Here is a 23,650-nt window from a genome sequence, read left to right as displayed (position 1 = left end):
TAAGTGCTTGATCGTTGAAGACGTATATTGTGCTGCTGCTAAACTACAAAAAGTGTAGTCGGTTCGATTATAAATATAAGCGGTATATATGACCTCACAGAGCAAGACGGAGGCTCCTGTGGCAATATTTAAAATGTTTGGAAAGAAAAATTCCGACAGTCCGGTCAACTCTGATATGGACAGACAAAGAAAATACGAAGCTCTTGTTCGGGGCTATCACAGAGACTTATATCGCTACGCATACTGGTTATGCAAGGAAAAGGCGGTTGCAGAAGATTTGGTTCAAGAAACCTGTCTGCGTGCGTGGAAGTCTCTCGATAGCCTTCAAGATGAAAAGGCTGCGAAATCTTGGCTTATTACCATTCTGAGACGAGAAAATGCGCGCCGCTTCGAACGCAAACAATTTGATTTGGTTGATATCGATGACTACGGCAATGATGCTAAAGTCAGCGATGACCCACATCATCAGCAGGAATGGCTACAAGCTCAAATAATGAAGCTTGATGTCGAATATCGTGAACCTTTGTTCCTCCAAGTTGTAGGCGGTTTCAGCGGAGAAGAAATCGGTAACATTTTGGAACTGAACAAAAACACGGTAATGACGCGCCTTTTCCGCGCCCGCAATCAACTAAAAGAGATGTTGGATTCTCAAGATACTCAGAGAGGACAAAAAAATGGATGATTTAGAATTTCGTCGTCGTATTTTGTCGGATCCAAAACAGAAGGATGAAAAGATTCTGCAAGCTTTAGCTGAGAACGACGCTAACAGTAAGTTTGTTGAAGACGTTTTGGACCTCGATCTAAAGATTAAGCAAGCCATGAATGTGGATGTGCCAGAAGATCTCGCCGACAAGATTTTGTTTAACCAAACATCAAATGCATTAGAAGATGAAAAGATAGTCAGACCTAATTTCGCACGTAAAGCGATGGCTTTGGCGGCATCCGTTGCATTTACTGCTGGTTTACTTGTAGGTCAGATTAACTGGGGTAACGTTATTGTTTCTCCAGCGCAAGCAAGTCTGGCAGACACCGCAATGAAACACGTAGTGGCAGAAGAACCGTTTGTCCGTAACATCGATGAAGATGTTTCGAATAAACAAGTCAACGCGAAAATGATGCCTTTCCATTACCAAATAAACGGTGATTTTCCATATCACGTTTACTACCTAAACCATTGTGGTTTTGGTGAGTCGAACAATGCGCTTCATGTCGTCTTCCAAGGTAAAGAAGGCAGAGTCACCATGTTTGTGACTGATGTGAAGAGTGACCAGAAAGTCGACTTTGATAAAGATGGTATGAGTGGTGTTGTGAAACCGGTGGGCAAAGCCAGTATGATTCTTGTTGGTAGCAATGGCGAGGATATCGATGCTATTGCAGCTAAGCTTGCTCCGATGATGGAACCTATGTAACAAGTTCCTTAATACCGCATCGATAAAACGTGAAAAGCCGCTAAATCTCGAAATTTAGCGGCTTTTTCTTATAGATACCAATAAAAACATTCACCCCACCAATCAAGTTTAGAGTCAAAACTCTAAATTACACACTTTAGATGCAATTTCCCGACATTTAGACATCATTTCTGCAATTTTTATTCAAATTTATCCAATGGTCGGATTTGTATGGTCCACTCTTAATACTACTATCTGCGCCACTGAGCAAATGCTCAACTTATCGTCCAAAGAGACGAAACCCATAAGGAATAAAAAATGACTCAGAATACGCGTCTGTTTAAAAAGACTCTCCTAGCAGTGACGGTTGCAATGGCATCTGGTCAAGCAATGGCAGCTGGTTTCCAGCTAAACGCACAATCAGCGACTGGTATCGGTCGTGCATTCGCAGGTGATGCAGTAATTGCAGACAACGCATCTGTAATGGCTCGTAACCCAGCAGCAATGGCTCTATTTGATAAAATGGAACTGTCGCTTGGTTTTGAAAGCATTACTTCAATGATTGAAGTTAAAGATGCGACGTACCGCGGCGTAACAGCTCCTCTAGGTACATCATCTAACTATGACGATGCAGGTGACACTTCTATCGCACCAAATATCCACCTAATCGTTCCTGTTAATGACAAATTCGCTTGGGGTGTAAACGCATACTCAAACTTCGGTACTAAAACTGAATTTGATGACAGCTTTGCTGCTCGCGAATACGGCGGCCTTACAGATGTGAAAAGCGCAAACTTTGGTCTAGCGGGTTCTTACCGTCTAAACGACCAATGGAGCTTCGGTGCTGGCATCGACCTAATCTACGGTCAAGGTACAATGAAACGTGAAGCAGAAGTTCTACCAATGCCTCTTCTAGATGTAGATGGTGCAGATGGTTGGGCTGTTGGTTTCAACGTAGGTACTGTATTTGAGCTAGATGAAAACAACCGTTTTGGTTTCTCTTACCGTTACAGCCCAGAAATGGAAGCTAAAGACGATAAGGGCCAAAAGATTACTCTTCCGCTACCTGATATGGCAGAGTTCTCTGGCTACCACAAAATTCAAGATACTAAATTTGCGGTTCACTACAGCATCCAATACATCGGTTGGGGTACATTCGATCAAATCGAATTCCGCAATCTAAAAGACTCCGTTCTAACTGGTAGCTACGACAAGCCGTATGAGTGGCAAGATGGTTGGCACTACGCTATTGGTGGTACTTACTACCTAAATAATGATTGGACACTACGTGCGGGCTACATGTACGACACAAGTGCTCAAGCTGACCTAACTTCAGTTTCTGTACCTGATTCTGATCGTCAATGGTTCTCTGGTGGCTTCACTTATCATCTAGATTCAAGCTCGAACATCGATCTTGGCTTTACATATCTGGTAGGTAAAGATGTAGATGTTGTAGAGACAAGTGCTCCAACAGGCTCCTTTACAGGTACAACTCGCGCAGATGCGATTCTATTCGGCTTACAATACAGCCGCAGCTTCTAAGCATTACGCATGAAGCTAATATAAACACTCTCTATATAAAAGGCTGGAATTCCAGCCTTTTTTCTTATCTATCATTTATCCCTCACCTAATCTGAGCGCACACGTGTAACTAAAAGCAGTTATTAGAACTCACAGTTGTTCGCTGAAAATTCTTCACAACGCCTTTACAGTTAGATAAATTAACTACATATTTAACTACCAATAGATAATTAACCTGAAAACACTGTTTTATTGGATTTTCATTTTTAAAGTAATAACTCTAGACGTAAACTTTCGCCCCACGTTATAAATAACTCAGCGAACATTACAATGAAAACCAACAAGACTCTCCTTTCAGCAGCAGTGGCATTCGGCCTATTAAGCACTTCAGGCGTTGCAAACGCAGCAGGTTTCCAACTTGCAGAATACTCTGCGACTGGCCTAGGTCGTGCATACGCTGGTGAAGCAGCGATGGCTGATAACGCAGGTGCACAGTGGCGTAACCCAGCAATGCTAACGTACCTAGAAGGCACACAAGTGTCTGTTGGCGCTATTTATGTAAACCCTAATATTGATGTTGATGGCACATCGACATTTGTAAATGGTTCTAATAAAGCAAGTTCACATGACTTTGCACACGATGCTGTTATCCCTAACTTCTACCTATCTCACCAGTACAACGACAAGTTTGCTATTGGTCTAGCCTTTGGCACTAACTACGGTATGGAAACAGACCTAGGTAAAGATTTTGCTGCAGCAAACTTTGGTAACCAAGCTAGCGTAACGTCGATGGAAGCGAACCTGAACGCGGCTTACAAACTAAATGAAGCGGTAAGCATTGGTGGTGGTATCCGTTACATCATCGCAGATGGTAGCATTGGCGCGGTAATGCCACCTCAGATGGGTTTAGTGAAACCGACTTTACCGGGTCAAACACTTAAATACATGGAAGGTGATGACACCGCTTGGGGTTGGCAAGTGGGTACTGCATGGCAGATCAATGATAACAACCGCATCGGTTTCGCATATAAATCAGCGGTAGATCTGACCCTAGAAGGTCACGCGAATGGTCTTGCATTCAACCCAGTGAACCCTAACGCGAAAAAAGCAGGTTCAATGGACCTTACCTTGCCAGCGACAGCTGAACTAGCGAGCTTCCACCAACTAAATGACCAGTTAGCAGTACACGCAAGCATTAACTGGACAGATTGGAGCAGCTTTAAAGAGCTAGTGGCAGATTTCCCTGATTCATCTGATCTAATCAAATCGGAAAACTGGGAAGATAACTACCGCTTTGCTGTAGGTACGACTTACAAGCTTGACCAAAAATGGACATTGCGCTCAGGCGTTGCTTACGACATGTCTGCAGTTGATGACAAGTACCGTACAACAACAATTCCAGAGACTGACCGTCTATGGCTAAGTGTTGGTGCAGGCTATGAATGGTCTAAAAACCTAACTCTAGACGCTGGCTTTACTTACATCTTTGCGAAAGATGCGCCAATCAGCGAACCTCGTGATGCATCTGATAACGAAGCAGCCGTTTTCGGTGGTGCATTTGAAGGTGAGGTAACGGGCAACGTTTGGCTAATCGGTGTTCAAGCGAACTACAAGTTCTAATCTAAACGCTATTTATCGATAAAAGAAAGTTACCGATAAAAAGAAAGGCTTGGTTTTCACCAAGCCTTTTTGTTTGTCTGTAGAAAACGTTTAGAAGTCTTCTTCTAAGTACTCGTCCAAGTACGCTTCTTCGTCCTCATTCACTTCATCCGTATTGTTGATTTCTGCTTTGAAATCTTGACGCTGAAGATAAATATCACGCGTTAATACGTATGGGTCTGGAGAGGCTTCTAACTGCGCTTCTTGTGGAACAATCAGTGCACGCTTTTCCATACCTTCCAATGCCCACTTACCAAGACCAGCCCAGAAGTTAAGGTAAGAAAGCGGCAAATACATACCATCTACCGTATCTGTTACTTCGCGCAACGTATATGGGCCGTAACCAGGTACCATGAAGTAAGGACCATTTCCTACTCCATAATGACCCACCACACTACTGAACTCTTTGTTATCGTATTTGGTGATACCCGCCGCTGTCGCGATATCGAACAAGCCAAGTACACCAAAAGTCGAGTTAATCCAGAATCGGTTAAAGTGATCGACCGCTTTAGTGCCGTTTCCCATTACCAAATTGTTAACCACGCTTGCTGGCTCATCTAAGTTCGCCAAAAAGTTTGCGATACCTGAGCGAACTGGGACTGGCGTGTAGTCCACATACGCAAGAGAGATAGGACGAACCAAATACGGATCAAGGTAATCGTAGTTGATTTCCCACATCGCGCGGTTGAAGCCTTCTAACGGATCATAAACACCAGAAGTCGTTTGATTCGTTTTGTTTTCTTCTGTTGCCGCCTCTTCAGGCGCAGTCGAACAGCCAACCATTCCAACTGCAAACAACAACAAGAAGGTGGATTTACCCTTGTTATACATTCTGCGTTCCATAACGACGATTAATATACCTAAGCAACCTTAAAGATTGATGTACGCGATACTGCTCTTAAAAAGTCACTTGGGTATATAAATAAAGAAAGGCCAGCAAGCGCTGGCCTTCATCATTCTACTCGATAGTTGGTAGTCATACCACAAAAGCGATAGGACAATCACAAAGTGTCCACTATCAGAGACAGGATAGATTTATTGATACTGCTTATCGATCATCACATCCACTGGTTGACCAAATTCAACCGCTTCACTTTCGCCGTGCCAATCATGGTCACGAGTCGCTACGTTACCGTCAGAGTCGATACGAACACGTACCATCAGTTTCTCTAACGACGACAGCTTCTGCCCTTCCATCATCGCATTACCGTCGTCTAAAACCACGGTACGAGGGAAAGTCCCTAGTGGATAGCGCGCTGCTGCAACTGGCATTGGGGAGCCGTCTGCGCGATGAATAGATACAATCAATACTGCATTTGGGTCCAATTGAGCTTCTGGAGCAACGTTAATCGTCACTGCCACGCTTTTATCTGGAGACACCGCCTCACCCATTTGCTTACGCGCACTTTCGATACTGCGACCTAGCATTTCGTAACGGCTATCCTCTGGACCAATCATCTGCTGCATGATGCCCCAGTATTTAATCGCTGCAGGGAAATCTTGTCGCTCAAACGCATCGAATGCCAACAGCGAGAATACACGTAGGTCGACATAGTCTTGCTGCATTAGCTTGCCAAGCAGAGAACGTGCTGTCGCTTGATCCATCTCGTCTTGAGACAGCATTAAAGCTTGAGCGTAACCGAGTTGTACGTCAGGATCTTTCGGCTCCAGCTTGTACGCTTTCTCCATTGCATCAATCGAGGTTGTGACATCACGATTAGCCAGAGCGATACGACCAAGAAGCAGCCAACCTGTTGAATCATCTGGTTGGTAATGCAGACGCGTACGAAGTGCTAACGATAAGTCATCCATTTCATCTTCGCTTAAAGGCTCAGACGATGCTGACATCAACTTCTTCGAAAGTTCAGGTAGGTTTGACGTGACTTCCTGCCACTTAACAACGTCCTGAGAGGCACCAAACTTGTAGTAAAGACCGTAACTCAATACCACTGTTAAAATAACCGAAGGAATCAATACCGCCATTGGAGAAACTTTGGTTTCGCCTTGTGTTTTTTCACTTGGGATGTCATCCAGTAGCGACTGTTTCAAATCAGAAATCAACTCGTCTTGGCTCTCGACCAAGCCTTCATCGGTTTCTTCTTCAAGCTCAGAAAGTCGGTCTTTATAGAACGCTTTGTTTAGCTCGTCACGTAATACTTCATCGTTGTTTGCTTTTTGCTTTAGCAGTGGCAAAGCGACCAACACGCAAGCAATCAGCGTTAAAACAACGGTAGAAATCCAAAATAGTGTCATTACTTCTTATCTCCGTTGTTCTCTTCATCAAGTAGCGCTTTAAGACGAGCTTCTTTGTTCTCATCCCAATTTTCATCGCTATCTTGAACAGTTTTTACTTTGGCTTTACGGCTGCGAAGCACGATCAAACCAAAGCCACCTAAAACAACAGCAAATGGACCAAGCCAAAGAATCGCGGTTGCCATGGTAAACGGAGGGTTATAAGTCACAAAATTACCGTAACGGGCAATCATGTAGTCAACGATTTCATCTTTAGACTTACCGTCTTTGGTCATTTCATAAACCTTGTGACGCAGGTCTTGAGCAAGCTCTGCGTTTGAGTCAGAAATCGTGTTGTTCTGACATTTAGGGCAACGAAGCGTATGACCGAGCTCTTTGAACTGTTGTTCTTGCTCTAAGTTATCAAACTCATACACTTCGATTGCAGCGTGTGCTGCAAGCGAAAATGTCATTGCAGCGAGCGCCGCTAGAATAAACTTTTTCATTGCTTCGCCTCCTCAACCAATTTGGTATAAAGCGGCTCTAGGGTCTCAGCCCAGTTACGAGGGTTCACATCGCCAACATGACGGTAGCGAATCACACCATTGGCATCGATGATGAACGTTTCAGGAGCGCCGTAAACACCAAGGTCTAGGCCCAACATACCGCTTCCATCAAACAAGCTGATTAGGTATGGATTACCAAGGTCGTTTAACCAACCAATCGCTTTATTACGATCATCTTTGTAGTTCATACCGATGATCTTCACGCCTTTGCCTGCAAGTTCGTTTAAGTATTTGTGCTCAGCGTAACAAGTTGGACACCAAGTCGCCCAAACGTTAAGCAACAGCGGCTCACCTTTAAAGATCGACTGGTCGTATTGCTTACCCGGTTCCGCTAAATCTTCTAGGTGGAACTCAGGTACTGGCTTACCTACCAGTACTGATTCCAATTTTGTTGGATCGTCGCCGTCTTGGTTACGAACCAACTGAGTCGCGAAGATACCCGCCAAAACCATAAAAGCGACCAACGGGATAAATAAGACTTTCTTATTCATATTATGCTTCCTTTTCCGCTAGCTTTGACTTTCCGTCTTTCTTAGCCGTCTTGCGGAAGCGGTAACGTCTATCAGAGATAGCAAGCGCACCACCTAAAGACATGATCAATGAACCAGCCCAGATCCAACGAACGAATGGTTTGTAGTAAATACGTACTGCCCACGAACGGTTGTCGTCTAGACGCTCGCCCATCGCGATGTACAAATCACGAGTAATTCCGCGATCAATAGCCGCTTCAGTCATCATCGACTTCGCCGTGCGGTAGAAACGTTTTTCAGCGTGTAGCGTGTTCACGTACTTACCATCATTGGTGATTTCGAAGTCCGCGATGTAACCATCGTAGTTTGGACCATCTTTGTCACGTAGACCTGAGAAGTAGAAATCGTAACCGTAAATCTTGAAGTGCTCACCAGGCGCCAAACGTACGTCACGTTCGATGCTGTAGTTTTGCACCATCGCAATACCAATCACAGTAACGGCTAAACCAATGTGACCAAGCATCATTGCCCAGTGGCTGCGTTGCAATTTACGAACACCTTCACCAAAGCTGTGACGGTGCGTCGCACGCTCGTACAATTCAAAGCAATGCATTGCAATGATCCAGATTGCCATTACCCAACCGATGTAAGCCATCACTGAGAAGAAGTCTGCGAACAGGAACACGCACACTGCCGCTAATGCGAAGGCAAGCACACCGGAAACAATCATCGGCTTAATAAGCTTAGATAGATTATCGCGCTTCCAGCGAATCATAGGACCAATACCTAACAGGAAGGCAAACGGCATCATCAACCATGCGAACAGCATGTCGAAGAATGGCGCACCAATAGATACTGAACCAAGACCAATTTGTTTGTGAACTAATGGCAGCAATGTACCAACTAGTACGACGACCAGTGCAGCAATCAGAAGCACGTTGTTCCCAAGTAGCGCGTTCTCACGCGAAACCAAATCAAAGTTACCGCGAACCCGAACCGCCGCCCCTTTCACTGCAAATAACAGGAGTGAACCACCAATGACGAAAACGAGGAAACCTAGAATAAACATACCGCGAGATGGGTCAGACGCGAATGCGTGTACCGACACCAGAATACCGGAACGAACCAAGAAGGTACCAAGCAAACTTAATGAGAATGCAGAAATTGCCAGTAATACTGTCCATGCTTTAAACGTACCGCGTTTTTCCGTCACCGCTAGAGAGTGCATGAGAGCCGTACCCGCTAGCCAAGGCATGAATGATGCGTTTTCTACTGGATCCCAGAACCACCAGCCACCCCAGCCAAGTTCGTAGTACGCCCACCAAGAGCCTAGTGCGATACCTAGTGTTAGGAAAACCCATGCAGCTGTAGTCCAAGGGCGAGACCAACGAGCCCAAGCCGTATCAAGACGGCCTGTCATTAGAGAAGCAATCGCAAACGAGAACGCAACCGAGAAGCCTACATAGCCCATGTAAAGCATTGGCGGGTGAACAATCAAACCCGGATCTTGAAGAAGTGGGTTCAGGTCACGACCATCAACAGGGAAGAATGGCAACGTACGTAGGAACGGGTTTGAAGTAAGAATGATGAACAGCAAGAAACCAACTGAAATCATGCCCATCACAGCAAGCACACGTGCAACCGATTCTTGTGGCATACCGCGGCTAAATGTCGCTACAGCCACAGTCCAACCAGCTTGGATAAGCACCCAAAGCAACAGTGAACCTTCGTGCGCGCCCCAAACTGCCGTTAGACGGTAGTACCAAGGTAGTAGGCTGTTTGAGTTACTTGCCACGTATTGCAACGTGAAATCATTGGTATAGAAACCCCAACATAAGATCACGAATGAGAAAAATAGCATGATGAACATCGACCAAGATAGCGGTCGTGCTGTATTCATCAGCATCGTGTTATTGTTTGATGCGCCCCATAACGGCAGTACGCTTAGCAGTACTGCCATCGCAAGCGATAAAATGAGGGCAAAGTGACCGATTTCAGCAATCATTGGTCGCTTCCTTGTTTTTGTTCAGTGGTGTACTGCAAAGGCTCATGGGTTTTCTTCATCGCTTCTGCAATTTCAGGTGGCATGTACTCTTCGTCGTGCTTCGCTAGCACTTCAAACGCTTCAACCGTTGTTGCATCTTTAAGTACGCCTTGAGCTACGATACCCTGACCTTCACGGAACAAGTCTGGAAGGATACCTTCATACACGATCGTCACTTTTGGACCCACGTCGTGTAGATCAAAACGCACTTTCAGAGAGTCTTGGTCGCGGCGAACTGAACCTACAACAACCATACCGCCGATACGCAAGCGTTGACCGACTTCCGGTTTCGTACCATCAGGCTTACCATTAACTAACTCTGTTGGAGTATAGAAAAGGTCCATATTTTGGTTAAGCGCATACAACATCAAACCAATGGTTGCACTGATGCCGATAAAGATAGCGAGGACAATGCCCAGCCTCTTTTTACGTCTCGGGTTCATAACGTGTTCTCCATATTCTTCGCCGCGTCGATACGCGCTTGGCGGTCAATTTTTGCTTGAACTTCTTTCAATAACGCATCCCCACGACGGACGCTTGAAATCAAAAGAATCAGCATAGACAAGAAAGTAATACCAAACGCGCTCCATACGTATGATGCGTAGCCACCCATGGCAAATAATTCGCTCAGAGATTCAAAATGCATGATTAATTACCTCACTGAGTTTTTTCAGATGCGAGTTTGCGAACCCAAGGACGGTGACTTTCTTTACTGATGATTTCATTACGGAAACGCACCATAGTCACTGCACCAAAGAAGAACGCAAAGCCAAAGATGTTCAACAACAGCGGCCAAAGCATGTTGGATGAAATGGATGGCTTTTCAAATTTCGTAATGGTTGCGCCTTGATGTAGCGTGTTCCACCACTCCACAGAAAAGTGGATGATAGGTAGGTTAACAACGCCAACAATCGCAAGAATACCAGCGGCTTTTGCGGCGGTTTTTTGATCGTCAAACGCGTGGTACAGCGCAATAACACCAAGATATAGGAATAGAAGAATGAGTTCTGAGGTTAGGCGTGCATCCCATACCCACCAAGTGCCCCACATTGGCTTTCCCCACACCGCGCCAGTAAGCAAAGCGATAAAAGTAAACACTGCACCAATTGGTGCCATGGCGAGTGCGGCCATTTCTGAAAGGCGAACCTGCCAAACCAAACCAATAAATGCGGCAATGGCCATCGACATGTAAACACCCATCGACCAAATGGCTGAAGGCACGTGAATATAAATGATTCGGAAACTGTCGCCTTGCTGGTAGTCCGAAGGCGCGAACGCAAGCCCCCATACGGTACCAACCGACAGGCATACGAGGGCCAAAACAGAAAACCAAGGGAGAAACTTACCACTTAGGTGATAAGCTGCTTCAGGCTTGGCATAAGGATGTAGCCATTTCCACATGTTAAGTTCTCACTCTTACTTCAGGGACACTGTCTAGAGGGTCGAGACCGTAGCAGTGCTTTAATAATAATTCTTTGATCAAACGTCGCTTAATCCGCACTTTACTGAGTTAGTTAACACTAACTCTTAGCGCCGCGCTGATAGCAAACGGGGTGAGGGTAACGGCCCCCATCAACATGGCCCCTAAAATAGCCAGTTGTCCGTTATACGCGATACCTAATGCTGCAGCATCAATCGCGGATGTAGCGAAAATCAGAATTGGGATGTAGAGCGGCAGAATAAGCAAACTCAGAAGAACGCCGCCCTTTTGTAACCCAACTGTCAGCGCCACACCAATGGCACCGATAAAACTTAGCGTCGGAGTTCCGATCGCGAGTGTCAAAACCACAGACAACCAAGTATTGAAATCAAGAGAAAGCAGGATCGCCAATAATGGGCTAATTAGAATTAGCGGCAATCCAGTTAACAACCAATGTGCTATGACCTTAGAAATCACAACAAGTTGCAACGGAATTGGCATCAGCATCATTTGCTCTAGCGCACCGTCTTGAAAATCATCACGGAATAGACGCTCTAATGATAATAAGGCAGACAGCAACGCAGCAACCCAAACGATGCCAGCTGCAATACGTGCTAACAAATTAGGCTCTGGACCGATGCTAAGAGGGAAAAGTGTGATCACGATAATGAAGAACCACAGCGGGTTCAGAATGTCTGCCTGACGACGAAATGCAATCAACAACTCACGGCGGATAATGGTGGTCATGGACGAAATCATACTAATCACCCAATTTTATTTTTCTAAGTTTAGAGCTATCTGCAAACATATCTTGGTGTGTAGTCAGAATAACGATGCCACCATTATCAGCATGATTTGCAAACAATGATTCAAGCACCTTCACACCTTGTTTATCAATTGCCGTCAACGGCTCATCTAAAATCCATAGAATTTGTTTACTCAACCACAATCGAGCAAGCGCAACACGTCGTTGCTGACCGGCAGAAAGTTGTGCTACAGGCACATCTTCTCTACCTGCAAGACCAACTTGAGTCAATGCAGCAAAGATTTCGTCATCAGAAGAACGGTTATTGTGAATAGATTGATAAAAGCGTAGGTTTTCGAATGCCGTCAACTCGCGTTTTACGCCAGTTTGATGCCCAAGGAAGAGCAAGTCTTGATGAAAGACGTCACGAGATTTTTCCGTGATTTCGCCTTTCCATTTGATGATGCCCTCTTCTCTGTCCCCTAACCCGATAATGATTCGCAGCAATGTCGTTTTACCTGTGCCGTTTCGTCCTTCTATTTGGACAAGCTCACCAGGCTTAATTTCAAATTGCAGGTTTTCAAACAGGACCCTTTCGTCACGGATCGCAGTTAGGTTAGAGACTTCTAACATAGGGCTTCAACTAAAAAATGAATGAGCGGCTATATTAACACAGCTTAGTTGTGACAAAACAGGATAAGAAAGCGATGATGTATGTAAGTTCGTGAGTTTTTGTTAACTTATAGTCACATTTTAATAAAATTAACCATAAGTGATTATAAGTTTTTATTTTAAAAATAAAAAAAGAAGCCGTAGCTTCTTTTTTCATCTTTTATCGACGTCTTCCACGAGGTGGATAAGTCGGGTCATCAGAGGGTTGACTGCTTAGTGGTGGAATTTTCTCTTTCCCTGCAAGTTTCTTCTGCAAAGACAGCATTAATTCAGCTTCCGCTTTCGGCAATTCACACTCTTCAATCAACTCGTTGATATCAGCACCAAGCTGAACCATTTTTGAAGCGCGACTATACAGTCTTCCGTCTGTATCTGCGTGTTCTAGTTCGCGAATGCGTTCATTAAGATGTTGAATTACATCTTGTTGTTCAGTGACTTTTTGGCCTAAACCAACAACCACAGAACGCACTTCCAACAGTTGTTTGTTCAGCTTTTGTACTTCTTTCTCAGCATTTCGCGCATGAGCACGCTGCTGATCCATTTGCTTTTGTAAGCCAGCACGCACGCGTAACTGCATTAAAAGCAGAATCAGAAATACAAAAGCCAAGCCGCCTGCAAATAGCGGCAAAGATAGGAAGGTTTCTTCAGCCATGATTCATCAGCCAATTATAGGTGAGCCATCTCATCCCATTCGTCATCGCTTAGTAGCTTGTTCAAATCAACAAGAATAAGCAGTTTACCATCACGGTTGCTTACGCCTTGAATGAACTTAGCGCTTTCGTCAGTACCTACAGATGGGGTTGTATCGATCTCAGAAGAACGTAGGTAAACCACTTCAGCAACGCTGTCGACTAGGATACCGATAACTTGGCGCTCAGACTCAATCACGATGATACGTGTATTGTCAGTCACTTCGCCTTCCATTAAGCCAAAACGAGAGCGAGTATCAATAACGGTAACCACGTTACCACGCAGGTTGATGATACCTAGTACGTAATCTGGCGCACCCGGAACTGGAGCGATTTCTGTGTAGCGAAGCACTTCACGAACTTGCATCACATTGATACCATAAGTTTCTTCTTCAAGTTGGAACGTCACCCACTGAAGAACTTCGTCGTTCGATGTATCTTTCTTCACTTCAACTTCAAAAGCTTGAGACATAGTTAATCCTCGTTAATGTCGTTCCCGACCAAAATCTAATTCAGTGATTTTACATCTAAACCGGCGTTTAGCATGTCTATAAGTGCTTGGACATGAATTAAAGCACACATTTTTTCTTTCACCATACCCGCTAACCAAGGGCGTTTGCCGGCTTGTTCACGCCAACGGACTTTGTCGATATTGAGTGTTTCAGTTCCCATTAACTGGTTACTTGCCAACCCCCACATGCTTTCACCAAGCATGACGACATATTGGTAATTCTCTTTGTAGTCTTCATCACGAAGCTTATCTGCCATCACCCACTTTGCAGTGTCTACGACATCAAATTGCTGTTCGCGACTGGTTTGTAAACCCAAATACCAAGCAGGTCGACCGATTAAGTGATTGAGCTCTGTGATGCGATGAATGCCACCAAGCTCATCAAGCGGTACAGCGAACGTCACGTCGTTTACATCAAAGTACAATACTTGAAAGTCTTCACTACGTTGTGTGCTTTCCCAAGCATCAGGTAGCTTTGCTCCCGCTTCGGTCTCCAGCTCTGTTTCTGTCTCGATGCGTTGTTCAATTTCCACATCGGCATCAAACTTTGGTTCAACCACTTCAACTTCTGGTTGAACCCTGATTGGTTCGGGTTGTTCAATCTCAAGAGCAGACACTGAATCTTCTTCAATGTCCCACTCTTGGATTTCTTCCACGGCTTCAACCGCCGCTTCGATTTCGATTACTGGTTCTTGTATGATTGACTTTGCTTCTGCAGCTATATCAATGGTGTTTTGTTCCAGAATGTCATCGATATCCAACTCTGCTACGACATTTGTAGATTCAAGCTGGCTTAATAATCGTTGTACATCCTCCAGATTGGGCGCTTCCAATGCTGGGGAATACATTTCGCTGTATTGGTAAGACTCGGGTTCAGCGTAATGCAGTTGCAATTTTGGCTCTGGCTCTGGCTCTGGCTCTGGCTCTGGCTCTGGCTCTGGCTCTGGCTCTGGCTCTGGCTCTGGCTCTGGCTCTGGCTCTGGCTCTGGCTCTGCAGATGATAGTTCTTGAGCGAGCAAGTCAAGTGCTTCTTCTTGCTCAATAACTTCGACCTCTTCGCCAAGCAAAGCACTGAAGTAATCATCAAGTGCTTGTTCACTGGAAAGTACGTCGTTATTGCTCATCGAACGCTAGCCTCTCCAAGTAAATTAGCAGTTGCTTGTATGCAAACACGCCACGGCTACCAGAAGCAAAATGCGATGCTGGCAGGTGCTTCAAGCTTGCATCACGGAATTTCGTGTCAATCGGTACCGCTGAGGTCCACACCTGATTCGGATAATCCTTTTTCAGCTGTGTTAACGTCTGCAACGAAGCTTTCGTGCGCTTATCGTACATAGTCGGCACGATAGTCACTTTGAACCCGCCCGGACGAGACTTTTGCATGATGGTTAACGTGCGAATCATGCGCTCTAAACCTTTCATGGCCAAAAATTCAGTCTGTACCGGAATTAAAATGCGATCACTCGCTGCTAGTGCGTTCACCATCATCACACCAAGAATTGGCGGACAGTCGATCAGCACATAATCATAATCTTGAGCAACGGCTTGTAGAGCTCGCTTTAAGATCAACCCCATTCCGCTGCGGTTGCCCATTACACGGTCGAGCGTAGCTAATGACATGTGCGCAGGGATAATGTCCATGCCGTCAAGATCCGTTTCTACGATCAACGGTTTTACCGTCTCACGAGTAAACGTCTTGAGCTGAAAAAGGTCGAACAAGCTCGACGTCACAGCATCAGGATCATAACCAAGGTACGTGGTCAGTGACGCATGTGGGTCCGTATCCACCATTAAGACACGATGGCCTTTTTGGCTTAATAGGCCTGCTAACGTCACTGTTGATGTCGTTTTGCCTACCCCACCTTTTTGGTTTGCTACACTCCAAACGATCATGATTTTTCCTACGCTAAGCCGACTTCGACCAGCATGCGCTCAGCAATACGGTCGAGAGGTAAATCTTCAGTGGATATACCCGCTTTCGCAACCGCTTGAGGCATGCCGTAGACGACGCAGCTTTCTTCGTCTTGAGCCCAAATAGTTGAGCCAGCCGATTTCAGCATACGCGCACCTTCACGACCATCAGCACCCATGCCGGTCAGTACCATCGACAAGACTTTGTCGCCGTAGACTTTTGCCGCCGAGCCAAACGTTACGTCAACACAAGGTTTGTAGTTCATACGGTCGCCACCATCAATAATACGAAGACGAGCAGCACCAGCACGACCATCAACCATCATCTGTTTGCCGCCTGGGGCAAGATAAGCAACGCCAGCTTGCAACACATCACCATCTTGCGCTTCTTTCACTTGGATTTTGCATAGCGTGTTTAGACGACTCGCAAACGCCGCGGTAAAAGTCGCTGGCATATGTTGAATAAGCACGATTGGGTGCGGGTAGTTTACAGGTAAGCGAGTTAGAATTTTTTGCAGCGCAACAGGGCCACCGGTTGAAGTGCCAATAGCCGTTAACTGATACTTCTTACCAGACGCGCGGAATTTCGCAGCCATAGCGCGACTTGGTGCAGATGCCATTGGCGTAGCTGAACGAGATGCTAAAGGACGTGTTGTCGAATTAGCCGTTGTCGCCGCTGGTTTCGCAATAGGACGGCGCATAAACGCACGCTTGGAAGCAATTTGGATCACTCGTTGTTGGAGCAGCGATACCGCTTCATCGCGATTACGTGCGATGTCTTCGAATTTCTTCGGTAAGAAATCCAACGCACCAGCGTCTAGTGCATCAAGTGTCGCTCTCGCCCCATCATGCGTCAGGGACGAAAACATCAGGATTGGCGTAGGAGACGCAGCCATGATTTCACGAACGGCAGTAATACCGTCCATGACTGGCATTTCAATATCCATCGTGATGACGTCAGGTTTGAGAGATTTGGCTTTTTCTACCGCTTCTCTGCCGTTAACCGCAACGTCAATCACTTCTAGGCGCGATTCTGAGTTGATGATTTCGCTTACGCGACGACGGAAAAAACTCGAATCATCAACGACTAGTACTTTAATCGCCATTTTATTCCTTTTATAAACCCCAGCTTCGCTTAAATGCGTGAAGCCGCAGCATATTGCTTAAGTAGGTCTGGCACATCAAGAATCAATGCGATGTGGCCATCACTCGTGATAGTCGCACCTGCCATACCTGGCGTGCCTTGCAATAGATTGTCTAATGGCTTGATAACCACTTCTTCTTGGCCGATAAGCGTATCCACCACGAAACCAACACGTTGGCTGCCGATCTGTACGATAACAACATGACCGTGCCCCGTACGCTCTTGTACTCGTGGAGACTTAGAAGCCAACCAGTTCTGCAAGTAAAACAGTGGAATAGATTTATCACGTACGATGATCGTCAGCTGGCCATCTACCACATTCGTGCGGCTAAGATCTAAGTGGAAGATCTCGTTAACAGAAGCCAGAGGTAGTGCAAATGGGTGACCGCCAACGCCAACCATTAGCGTTGGTAGAATTGCCAATGTAAGCGGTACTTTGATCGTAATCTTCGTACCCTTACCTAATTCAGAGTCAATATCGATAGAGCCGTTTAGTGTATTGATCGCGGTTTTTACCACGTCCATACCAACACCACGACCTGAGATATCAGAAATCTTATCTTTGCTTGAGAAACCAGGAGCAAAGATCAAATTGAAACACTCTTTGTCAGACAGGCGCGCTGCCGCATCTTCGTCCATCATGCCGCGTTTCACGGCGATACCACGAAGTTTGTTCGGATCCATACCACCGCCATCATCAACGATAGCCAGTTCGATATGATCGCCTTCTTGTGACGCAGATAGGATAACTTTACCAGTACGAGATTTACCTGCTTTCGCGCGGTCGTCTGGCATTTCAATGCCGTGGTCAACCGAGTTACGCACCAAGTGGATCAATGGATCCGCTAGCGCCTCTACTAGGTTTTTATCTAGGTCGGTTTCTTCACCGCGCATTTCAAGCACGATGTCTTTATTTAGGTTACGCGCCAAGTCGCGAACAACGCGTGGGAAACGGCCAAATACTTTCTTGATTGGCTGCATGCGCGTTTTCATCACTGCACCTTGAAGGTCTGCAGTCACGACGTCTAGGTTTGCTACCGCTTTCGACATTTCTTCGTCGTTGCTGTTCAAACCCAGGCTTAGTAGACGGTTACGCACCAATACAAGCTCACCAACCATGTTCATGATGGTGTCTAGCGTCGAAGTATCAACACGTACTGTCGCTTCTGCTTGTGGCTTCTTAACCGCTGGCGCTTTCGCTTCTTCTTTTACCGCAACCGGTTTTGCTTCTGGCTTAGGAGCAGAAGCAGGTGCAGGAGAAGGCGCAGCCGCTACTGAAACTGGTTGAGGAGCTGGAGCGGGTTCCGCTTTTGGCGCTTCTGGAACAACGTTTGCTGATGCAGGCTTAGTCGCAAAATCGAGCTCTTCAAGAGAAGGACCTTTGCCTGAACCATGCAATTCGTCGAGGAGTTTTTCAAACTCTTCATCCGTCATCAAATCGCTGTCGTTCGAAAATGCTGAGCCGGCTGGCGCAGCAGGTTCTGCCGCTTTTGGCGGCTCAACTGGAGCAATTTCAGAAGCAGATGGGCTCTTACCAACACCATGTAGCTCGTCGAGTAACCTCTCGAACTCATCGTCAGTAATATCACCGCTATCGGTTGCCGGAGCATTCGATTGAGTAGGCGTTGCAGGAGCAGCCGGTACAGGCGTTAATGCACCTGGTGCTGAGCCTTTGCCGTGCAGTTCATCAAGCAGTTTCTCGAACTCGTCTTGAGTAATTTCATCCACGGACCCAACACTCACTGGAGCTGTGCTTGCTTCTACTGGCGCAGCAGGCTGCTCGATAGCAGGTTCAGGAATCTCTGGCGTTACAACTGGTGCTTCTGCGACCGTAACAACCTCGTCTTCTGACTCTGGCTTGCACAAACGGTGAAGCTCTTCCAACAATGCTGGATCTGCCGCATCTAGTGGCTCACGATCTTGCACCGCTTGGAATTGCGTATTGACTGTATCCAACGCTTTTAACATGGTGTCCATCAAGCTTGGCGATACAGAACGCTGACCGTTTCTTAACACGTCAAACACGTTCTCAGCACCGTGACAAGTGTCAACCAGCTCTGCTAATGATAGGAAACCAGCACCACCTTTTACGGTGTGGAAGCCGCGGAAAATCGCGTTTAGGAGATCTTTGTCTTCTGGGTTATTTTCCAGTTCAACCAGCTGCTCAGACAGCAGCTCTAGGATTTCTCCAGCCTCAATGAGAAAGTCCTGAAGAATATCTTCGTCTAAATCGTAGCTCATACGTTACCTTTAAAATCCAAGACTGGACAACAAATCGTCGACTTCGTCCTGCGATGAAACCGCATCTTCCCTAAGTTCCGGATTCAGAATAGGGCCTTCAGCTTCGCTTGATTGTTTAATCTTTTTATCTGACGGTTCTGGCAAAACTTGAGTCTGTTCTTCTGGTTTATTTGCAGAAAAGACGGTCAAGATCTCAACCAAGCGATCTTCCACTTCATTAGAAAGCGTGATCACACGGCGAATAATTTGACCCGTTAAGTCTTGGAAGTCCTGTGCCATAAGAATTTCGGTCAGTTGACCGCGCAACTCAGTACTGTCACCTTCGACTTGAACTAACAGTTCATCGATACGGTGACAAAGTGTTTTGAAATCGCTTAATTCAATGCGTCCGTGCATGAGTTCGTTCCACTGAGGTCGAACTTGTTGAAGGCACTCATGCAGGTTATCAGCGATAGGTAAACAGCACTCAACCGCATCCATCGTTTTGTTTGCTGCCAGTTCAGTTTTATCAATCACATATTGCAGACGGTCTCTTGCATCCGGTATCTCGGCTTTTGCAATTTCTGTCATGCGCTGATCGAGGTTGAACTGCTTAAGTGAATCATGAAGGTCACGGGTTAATGTTCCGATTTCTTTAAGCATCGGATTCCCGTCGCCTTCATATATCGAGGCAACAAGCGTGTTAGCTTGGTCCTGTTCCCCGTTTTCTAGCATCTGAACGAGCGACTTCGCCTGCTCTAGTGAGATCATCCTGAATAGACCCTTTTTTACGTTTAGTGCTTTCTTTTGCTTTTTTGAGCGTCAACCGAGCCACCCTTTTGTATTAGGTATTAGGAGTGATGACTCGAGTAACAAAGAAAAAGAGAGAGTTATAAACGTTCGAAAATTTTATCTAATTTTTCTTTTAGTGTTGCAGCGGTAAATGGCTTAACGATATAGCCGTTAACGCCTGCTTGTGCTGCTTCAATGATCTGCTCACGTTTAGCTTCTGCTGTGATCATAAGAACAGGAAGGTGCTTTAATTCTGCATCTGCACGGATGTGTTTAAGCAAGTCGATGCCTTGCATACCTGGCATATTCCAGTCAGTTACAACAAAATCGAAGTCACCTTTTTTCAGCATTGGTAATGCAGTTAAACCGTCGTCCGCTTCTTGAGTGTTATTGAAACCCAAGTCACGAAGCAGGTTTTTAACAATACGGCGCATTGTTGAGAAATCGTCAACAATAAGGATCTTCATGTTTTTATTCAAAATTGCCTCCACTGAATCGTAAAATCAGTGTGTTTAGTCATTTTGTGTCCACGCACTGAGCTTGGTGCGTAAACGTTGCATCGCTTGACTCAGTATTTGGCTTACGCGAGATTCGCTTACGCCCAACACATCGCCAATCTCTTTCAAATTGAGTTCTTCGTCATAATAAAGCGAAAGTACCAAAGCTTCACGCTCCGGAAGCTGTTTTATTGATTCAACCAGTGCTTTTCGAAACGATTCATCAGCTACGCCCTTAAATGGGTTGCTGTCATCGGTTTCGTCCGCTGGTGAAATCACGTCATCAGAAACACCTAAATCTTCGATACCCACTAACCTTGAACAATTTATGTCGGTCAACGCACTGTGGTATTGATCTAGTGTCATACCAAGATGCGCTGCGACTTCAGAGTCAGACGGATCGCGATTTAAGATGCCTTCCAGCTCCGCTACCGCTTGGTTAATTTCACGATTATTTTTATGAACAGAACGAGGTACCCAATCGCCTTTGCGAATGTCATCTAACATTGCACCGCGAATACGGATACCTGCATAAGTTTCAAAGCTCGCACCTTTAGAACCATCATAATTCTGCTGAGCTTCGATAAGACCGATCATGCCGGCCTGAATTAAATCCTCTACCTGAACACTCGGCGGTAAACGGCCTAACAGGTGATGAGCAATACGCTTGACCAACACAGAATAACGTTCAATGAACGCCTGCTGGCTATTAAACTTGCCATGTTGGTCGTAGGTAATCGCTTTATTCACCAAAAGGGTCCTCTGTGAATTCAGTACGATTTAGCAACCTTTCAACAAAGAACTCTAGGTGTCCACTTGGTGTTTTCGGCAGTGGCCACGTTAGTGCTTTGTTCGCTAATGAGCTGATTGCTAAAGCCGCTGGAGAACGAGGGAATGCATCCACAACGATCTTTTGTCGTTTAACGGCTTGTCGAACTTTGTCATCCAATGGAATACATGCTACGAGTTCAAGGCTGACATTCAAGAAGCGCTCTGTGACTAGCGTCAACTTTGCGAATAATTCTCTGCCTTCACGGTAGCTTCTGACCATATTTGCAACAACTTTGAAGCGTTGGACCTGATGTTCTTTACTCAACAACTTGATTAATGCGTAGGCATCTGTGATAGAAGTCGGCTCGTCGCAGACAACAACCACAACATCTTGAGCTGCTCGTGAAAAACTAATCACCATGTCAGAAATGCCCGCTGCTGTATCAATCAGCAGTACGTCCATTTCTTCTTCAAGACTACCAAATGCACGGATGAGTCCAGCATGTTGAGCAGGAGATAGCTCGGTCATGCTTTGTGTGCCAGAAGTTGCAGGGACTATCTTTATACCATAAGGGCCTTCAACAATCGCATCTTTTAGCTCACATTCACCCGCAAGGACATGCCCAAGGTTACGTTTTGAACGGATTCCGAGCATAACGTCAACATTGGCTAGACCTAGGTCAGCATCGAGAACCATCACCTTCTTGCCTTGGCGAGCCATACAGATCGCCAGACCCAGTGTTACGTTTGATTTACCCACACCACCTTTGCCGCCAGTAACAGCAATTACTTTAGTCAATGATGGTTGTGTTAAGCGACGGAGGCCGCTTGCTTGATCGTGTATCATATTCTCAGTCATAGTAGTCCGCCGCCCTAGAGTCCTTCGCTGTCACTGTTCCAAAAGTGAGGTTCGTTCTCTGTCGACTTCTCTAACAGTTCATTTGCTTTCGCAATCATGTATTTTGGTTGTGCTATCACAATGTCTTCTGGCACGCGCTGACCATTGGCGATGTATGCCACTGGCATCGCATTCTGAATCACGACGCTGATAAATTCACCCAAGCTCAATGATTCATCAAGCTTAGTCAAAATACAGCCCGACAGCGGAATGCGTCGGAAATGATCCAGTGTTTCTTGCAAAACTCGACGTTGAGCGGTAGCTGGCAAAACAAGGTAGCTGTGAATCACTTCACCACTCTCTTGCATCAGGGTATCAAGCTGTTCAGAGAGCCTTACATCTCGCTGCCCCATCCCTGCCGTATCGACCAAAATCAGTCTTCTGTTTCGTAGCTGATATATAACATCGGCTAACTCGTTAGAATCTTTAGCAACTCTTACGGGACAACCCATAATTCTTCCGTAAATTGAGAGCTGCTCATGTGCACCTATGCGATATGTATCTGTTGTCACAAGGGCTACGTTATCGGCACCAAACTCCATCGCCGCACGTGCTGCCAGCTTCGCAACGGTCGTGGTTTTACCCACTCCTGTCGGGCCAAGCAATGCAACCACGCCACCACGCTTTAAAATGTCTTGTTTTGGAATCGTGATTTGATCTGCAACAAGAGAAAGCAGTGCTTTCCACGCTCGCGCTGGTTTAGTGTCTTCTGGGATATAGCATGCCATTTGATCCGCAAGCTCCGGGGACACACCCATTCGCTCTAAACGTTTGATCAGCATGGCTCTTAGAGGCTCACGGCGCTCAACTTCTTGCCACATCAAACCAGAGACTTGGTGCTCAAGCAGACGACGAATTGATGTCATCTCTTCTCGCATGTTCTCCAGCTCATCCGCTGCGTCTTCACGCTCATCCGAAGGACGGCGGCGATCGTAGCGGGTTGGGTCCAACTTTGGCGTCGGACGCTCAAAACGGCTGTCTTGAGCAATCAACTTCGCCAAGGGCGAGTCTGGTTGGTAAGGCGCTGGCTTTTCTTGGTTATAGCTTTCACGATGCTTATTTTGGCGTTGCAACAATGCCGATAGCGAATCTTCATTTTCCGCTACGTGGTCATCTGACTCAGCGGCACCGCCACTGTATTGCTTGAGCATGTTCGCGAAACGTTTTGTCATCGAGCCTGATTTTTCATTGTTCGCGTTTAGGCTGATTCTGTCTTCATCTAAACGGCGATCTTGATAACGCTCAGACGCGGATGATGACATTTGACGAGGTTCGCTATAACGATTCGATTGAGCTGCGCTGCGATTAGGAAGCGACTGCGCTTGCGAAGACGGTGCCGCATTGGACTCACCATCTATTGCCGCAACGATCTCGACACCGCCCGCCACTTTCTTATTCGACATGATCACCGCTTCGGCACCAAGTTCTTCTTTCACTTGGAGCAGCGCCGTTCGCATGTCTTTGGCAAAAAATCGTTTAATCTTCAAACTATGAATCCAT

The 23,650-nt window shown here is 46.0% G+C and carries 25 protein-coding genes; 4 read left to right on the top strand and 21 right to left on the bottom strand.

Going from position 1 to position 23,650, the window contains the following annotated elements:
* Positions 1-88: 88 nt before the first annotated feature.
* The 4 genes from ATB76_RS17115 to ATB76_RS17100 all read left to right on the top strand — a co-directional run bounded on the left by ATB76_RS17115 (position 89) and on the right by ATB76_RS17100 (position 4,529).
* Positions 89-682: a sigma-70 family RNA polymerase sigma factor gene (locus ATB76_RS17115; protein WP_042603324.1), complete on the top strand. Its 594-nt coding sequence runs from the start codon at positions 89-91 to the stop codon at positions 680-682.
* Positions 675-1,409 (top strand): DUF3379 domain-containing protein, encoded by a 735-nt coding sequence (locus ATB76_RS17110; RefSeq protein WP_042603323.1) that lies wholly within the window; start codon positions 675-677, stop codon positions 1,407-1,409. Before ATB76_RS17115 ends, ATB76_RS17110 begins: the two co-directional genes overlap by 8 nt.
* Before the next feature lie 297 nt (positions 1,410-1,706).
* Positions 1,707-2,930 (top strand): outer membrane protein transport protein, encoded by a 1,224-nt coding sequence (locus tag ATB76_RS17105; protein ID WP_038871371.1) that lies wholly within the window; start codon positions 1,707-1,709, stop codon positions 2,928-2,930.
* Between the two features lie 309 nt (positions 2,931-3,239).
* Positions 3,240-4,529: an outer membrane protein transport protein gene (locus tag ATB76_RS17100; RefSeq protein ID WP_038871374.1), complete on the top strand. Its 1,290-nt coding sequence runs from the start codon at positions 3,240-3,242 to the stop codon at positions 4,527-4,529.
* A gap of 90 nt (positions 4,530-4,619) precedes the next feature.
* Here the strand turns inward: ATB76_RS17100 and ATB76_RS17095 are convergent, their stop codons facing one another.
* The 21 genes from ATB76_RS17095 to flhF all read right to left on the bottom strand — a co-directional run bounded on the left by ATB76_RS17095 (position 4,620) and on the right by flhF (position 23,637).
* Positions 4,620-5,399 (bottom strand): VacJ family lipoprotein, encoded by a 780-nt coding sequence (locus ATB76_RS17095; protein WP_061035786.1) that lies wholly within the window; start codon positions 5,397-5,399, stop codon positions 4,620-4,622.
* A 204-nt stretch (positions 5,400-5,603) separates the two neighbouring features.
* Positions 5,604-6,821, bottom strand: coding sequence for a c-type cytochrome biogenesis protein CcmI (gene ccmI / locus ATB76_RS17090; RefSeq protein ID WP_039974175.1), 1,218 nt, complete (start codon positions 6,819-6,821; stop codon positions 5,604-5,606).
* Positions 6,821-7,306: a cytochrome c-type biogenesis protein gene (locus tag ATB76_RS17085; protein ID WP_038882176.1), complete on the bottom strand. Its 486-nt coding sequence runs from the start codon at positions 7,304-7,306 to the stop codon at positions 6,821-6,823. Before ATB76_RS17085 ends, ccmI begins: the two co-directional genes overlap by 1 nt.
* The gene (locus ATB76_RS17080) at positions 7,303-7,857 is read right to left on the bottom strand and encodes a DsbE family thiol:disulfide interchange protein (protein ID WP_010449576.1); all 555 of its coding nucleotides are present in this window, start codon (positions 7,855-7,857) and stop codon (positions 7,303-7,305) included. Before ATB76_RS17080 ends, ATB76_RS17085 begins: the two co-directional genes overlap by 4 nt.
* Position 7,858: 1 nt before the next feature.
* Positions 7,859-9,841 carry a heme lyase CcmF/NrfE family subunit gene (locus ATB76_RS17075; RefSeq protein ID WP_038882174.1) on the bottom strand — a complete coding sequence of 661 codons (1,983 nt, stop codon included), beginning with the start codon at positions 9,839-9,841 and terminating at the stop codon, positions 7,859-7,861.
* Positions 9,838-10,323, bottom strand: coding sequence for a cytochrome c maturation protein CcmE (gene ccmE / locus ATB76_RS17070; RefSeq protein ID WP_038864807.1), 486 nt, complete (start codon positions 10,321-10,323; stop codon positions 9,838-9,840). The genes ATB76_RS17075 and ccmE overlap by 4 nt, the downstream gene beginning before the upstream one ends.
* Positions 10,320-10,526, bottom strand: coding sequence for a heme exporter protein CcmD (gene ccmD, locus ATB76_RS17065; RefSeq protein WP_038864808.1), 207 nt, complete (start codon positions 10,524-10,526; stop codon positions 10,320-10,322). The genes ccmE and ccmD overlap by 4 nt, the downstream gene beginning before the upstream one ends.
* A gap of 11 nt (positions 10,527-10,537) precedes the next feature.
* Entirely contained in the window at positions 10,538-11,281 is a 744-nt protein-coding gene (locus tag ATB76_RS17060; RefSeq protein ID WP_038864810.1) for a heme ABC transporter permease, read from the bottom strand.
* Between the two features lie 109 nt (positions 11,282-11,390).
* Positions 11,391-12,059 (bottom strand): heme exporter protein CcmB, encoded by a 669-nt coding sequence (gene ccmB / locus ATB76_RS17055; protein ID WP_038864811.1) that lies wholly within the window; start codon positions 12,057-12,059, stop codon positions 11,391-11,393.
* Position 12,060: 1 nt separating this feature from the next.
* Positions 12,061-12,678 carry a cytochrome c biogenesis heme-transporting ATPase CcmA gene (gene ccmA / locus ATB76_RS17050; protein ID WP_038864813.1) on the bottom strand — a complete coding sequence of 206 codons (618 nt, stop codon included), beginning with the start codon at positions 12,676-12,678 and terminating at the stop codon, positions 12,061-12,063.
* Positions 12,679-12,877: 199 nt separating this feature from the next.
* The gene (locus tag ATB76_RS17045) at positions 12,878-13,369 is read right to left on the bottom strand and encodes a DUF2802 domain-containing protein (protein WP_038882173.1); all 492 of its coding nucleotides are present in this window, start codon (positions 13,367-13,369) and stop codon (positions 12,878-12,880) included.
* 14 nt (positions 13,370-13,383) lie between these two features.
* Positions 13,384-13,878, bottom strand: a complete 495-nt coding sequence (locus ATB76_RS17040; protein WP_038864816.1) for a chemotaxis protein CheW — start codon at positions 13,876-13,878, stop codon at positions 13,384-13,386.
* Positions 13,879-13,913: 35 nt separating this feature from the next.
* Positions 13,914-15,041, bottom strand: coding sequence for a chemotaxis protein CheW (locus ATB76_RS17035; RefSeq protein ID WP_061035785.1), 1,128 nt, complete (start codon positions 15,039-15,041; stop codon positions 13,914-13,916).
* Positions 15,031-15,810 (bottom strand): ParA family protein, encoded by a 780-nt coding sequence (locus ATB76_RS17030; RefSeq protein WP_038872059.1) that lies wholly within the window; start codon positions 15,808-15,810, stop codon positions 15,031-15,033. Before ATB76_RS17030 ends, ATB76_RS17035 begins: the two co-directional genes overlap by 11 nt.
* 8 nt (positions 15,811-15,818) lie before the next feature.
* A complete protein-coding gene (locus ATB76_RS17025; RefSeq protein WP_054757146.1) occupies positions 15,819-16,934 on the bottom strand; it encodes a chemotaxis response regulator protein-glutamate methylesterase in 1,116 nt (371 codons plus the stop codon).
* A gap of 29 nt (positions 16,935-16,963) precedes the next feature.
* The gene (locus ATB76_RS17020) at positions 16,964-19,213 is read right to left on the bottom strand and encodes a chemotaxis protein CheA (RefSeq protein WP_061035784.1); all 2,250 of its coding nucleotides are present in this window, start codon (positions 19,211-19,213) and stop codon (positions 16,964-16,966) included.
* Between the two features lie 9 nt (positions 19,214-19,222).
* Positions 19,223-19,963, bottom strand: coding sequence for a protein phosphatase CheZ (locus ATB76_RS17015; RefSeq protein WP_038872065.1), 741 nt, complete (start codon positions 19,961-19,963; stop codon positions 19,223-19,225).
* A 119-nt stretch (positions 19,964-20,082) separates the two neighbouring features.
* Positions 20,083-20,451, bottom strand: coding sequence for a chemotaxis response regulator CheY (gene cheY / locus ATB76_RS17010; RefSeq protein WP_017635949.1), 369 nt, complete (start codon positions 20,449-20,451; stop codon positions 20,083-20,085).
* 45 nt (positions 20,452-20,496) lie between these two features.
* Positions 20,497-21,231, bottom strand: coding sequence for an RNA polymerase sigma factor FliA (locus ATB76_RS17005; protein WP_038882136.1), 735 nt, complete (start codon positions 21,229-21,231; stop codon positions 20,497-20,499).
* On the bottom strand, positions 21,224-22,111 hold the full coding sequence (locus tag ATB76_RS17000; RefSeq protein ID WP_038882135.1) for a MinD/ParA family protein: 888 nt from the start codon (positions 22,109-22,111) through the stop codon (positions 21,224-21,226). The genes ATB76_RS17005 and ATB76_RS17000 overlap by 8 nt, the downstream gene beginning before the upstream one ends.
* 14 nt (positions 22,112-22,125) lie before the next feature.
* Complete coding sequence (flhF, locus tag ATB76_RS16995) at positions 22,126-23,637, bottom strand: flagellar biosynthesis protein FlhF (RefSeq protein ID WP_038882133.1); 1,512 nt, start codon at positions 23,635-23,637, stop codon at positions 22,126-22,128.
* Between the last annotated feature and the right edge of the window lie 13 nt (positions 23,638-23,650).

This window comes from Vibrio sp. MOR3 (genome assembly GCF_001557775.1).
GTDB classification, from domain to species: domain Bacteria; phylum Pseudomonadota; class Gammaproteobacteria; order Enterobacterales; family Vibrionaceae; genus Vibrio; species Vibrio jasicida.
The sequence above is the reverse complement of the archived record's forward strand: the minus strand, read 5'-3'. Positions and strand labels throughout refer to the sequence as shown.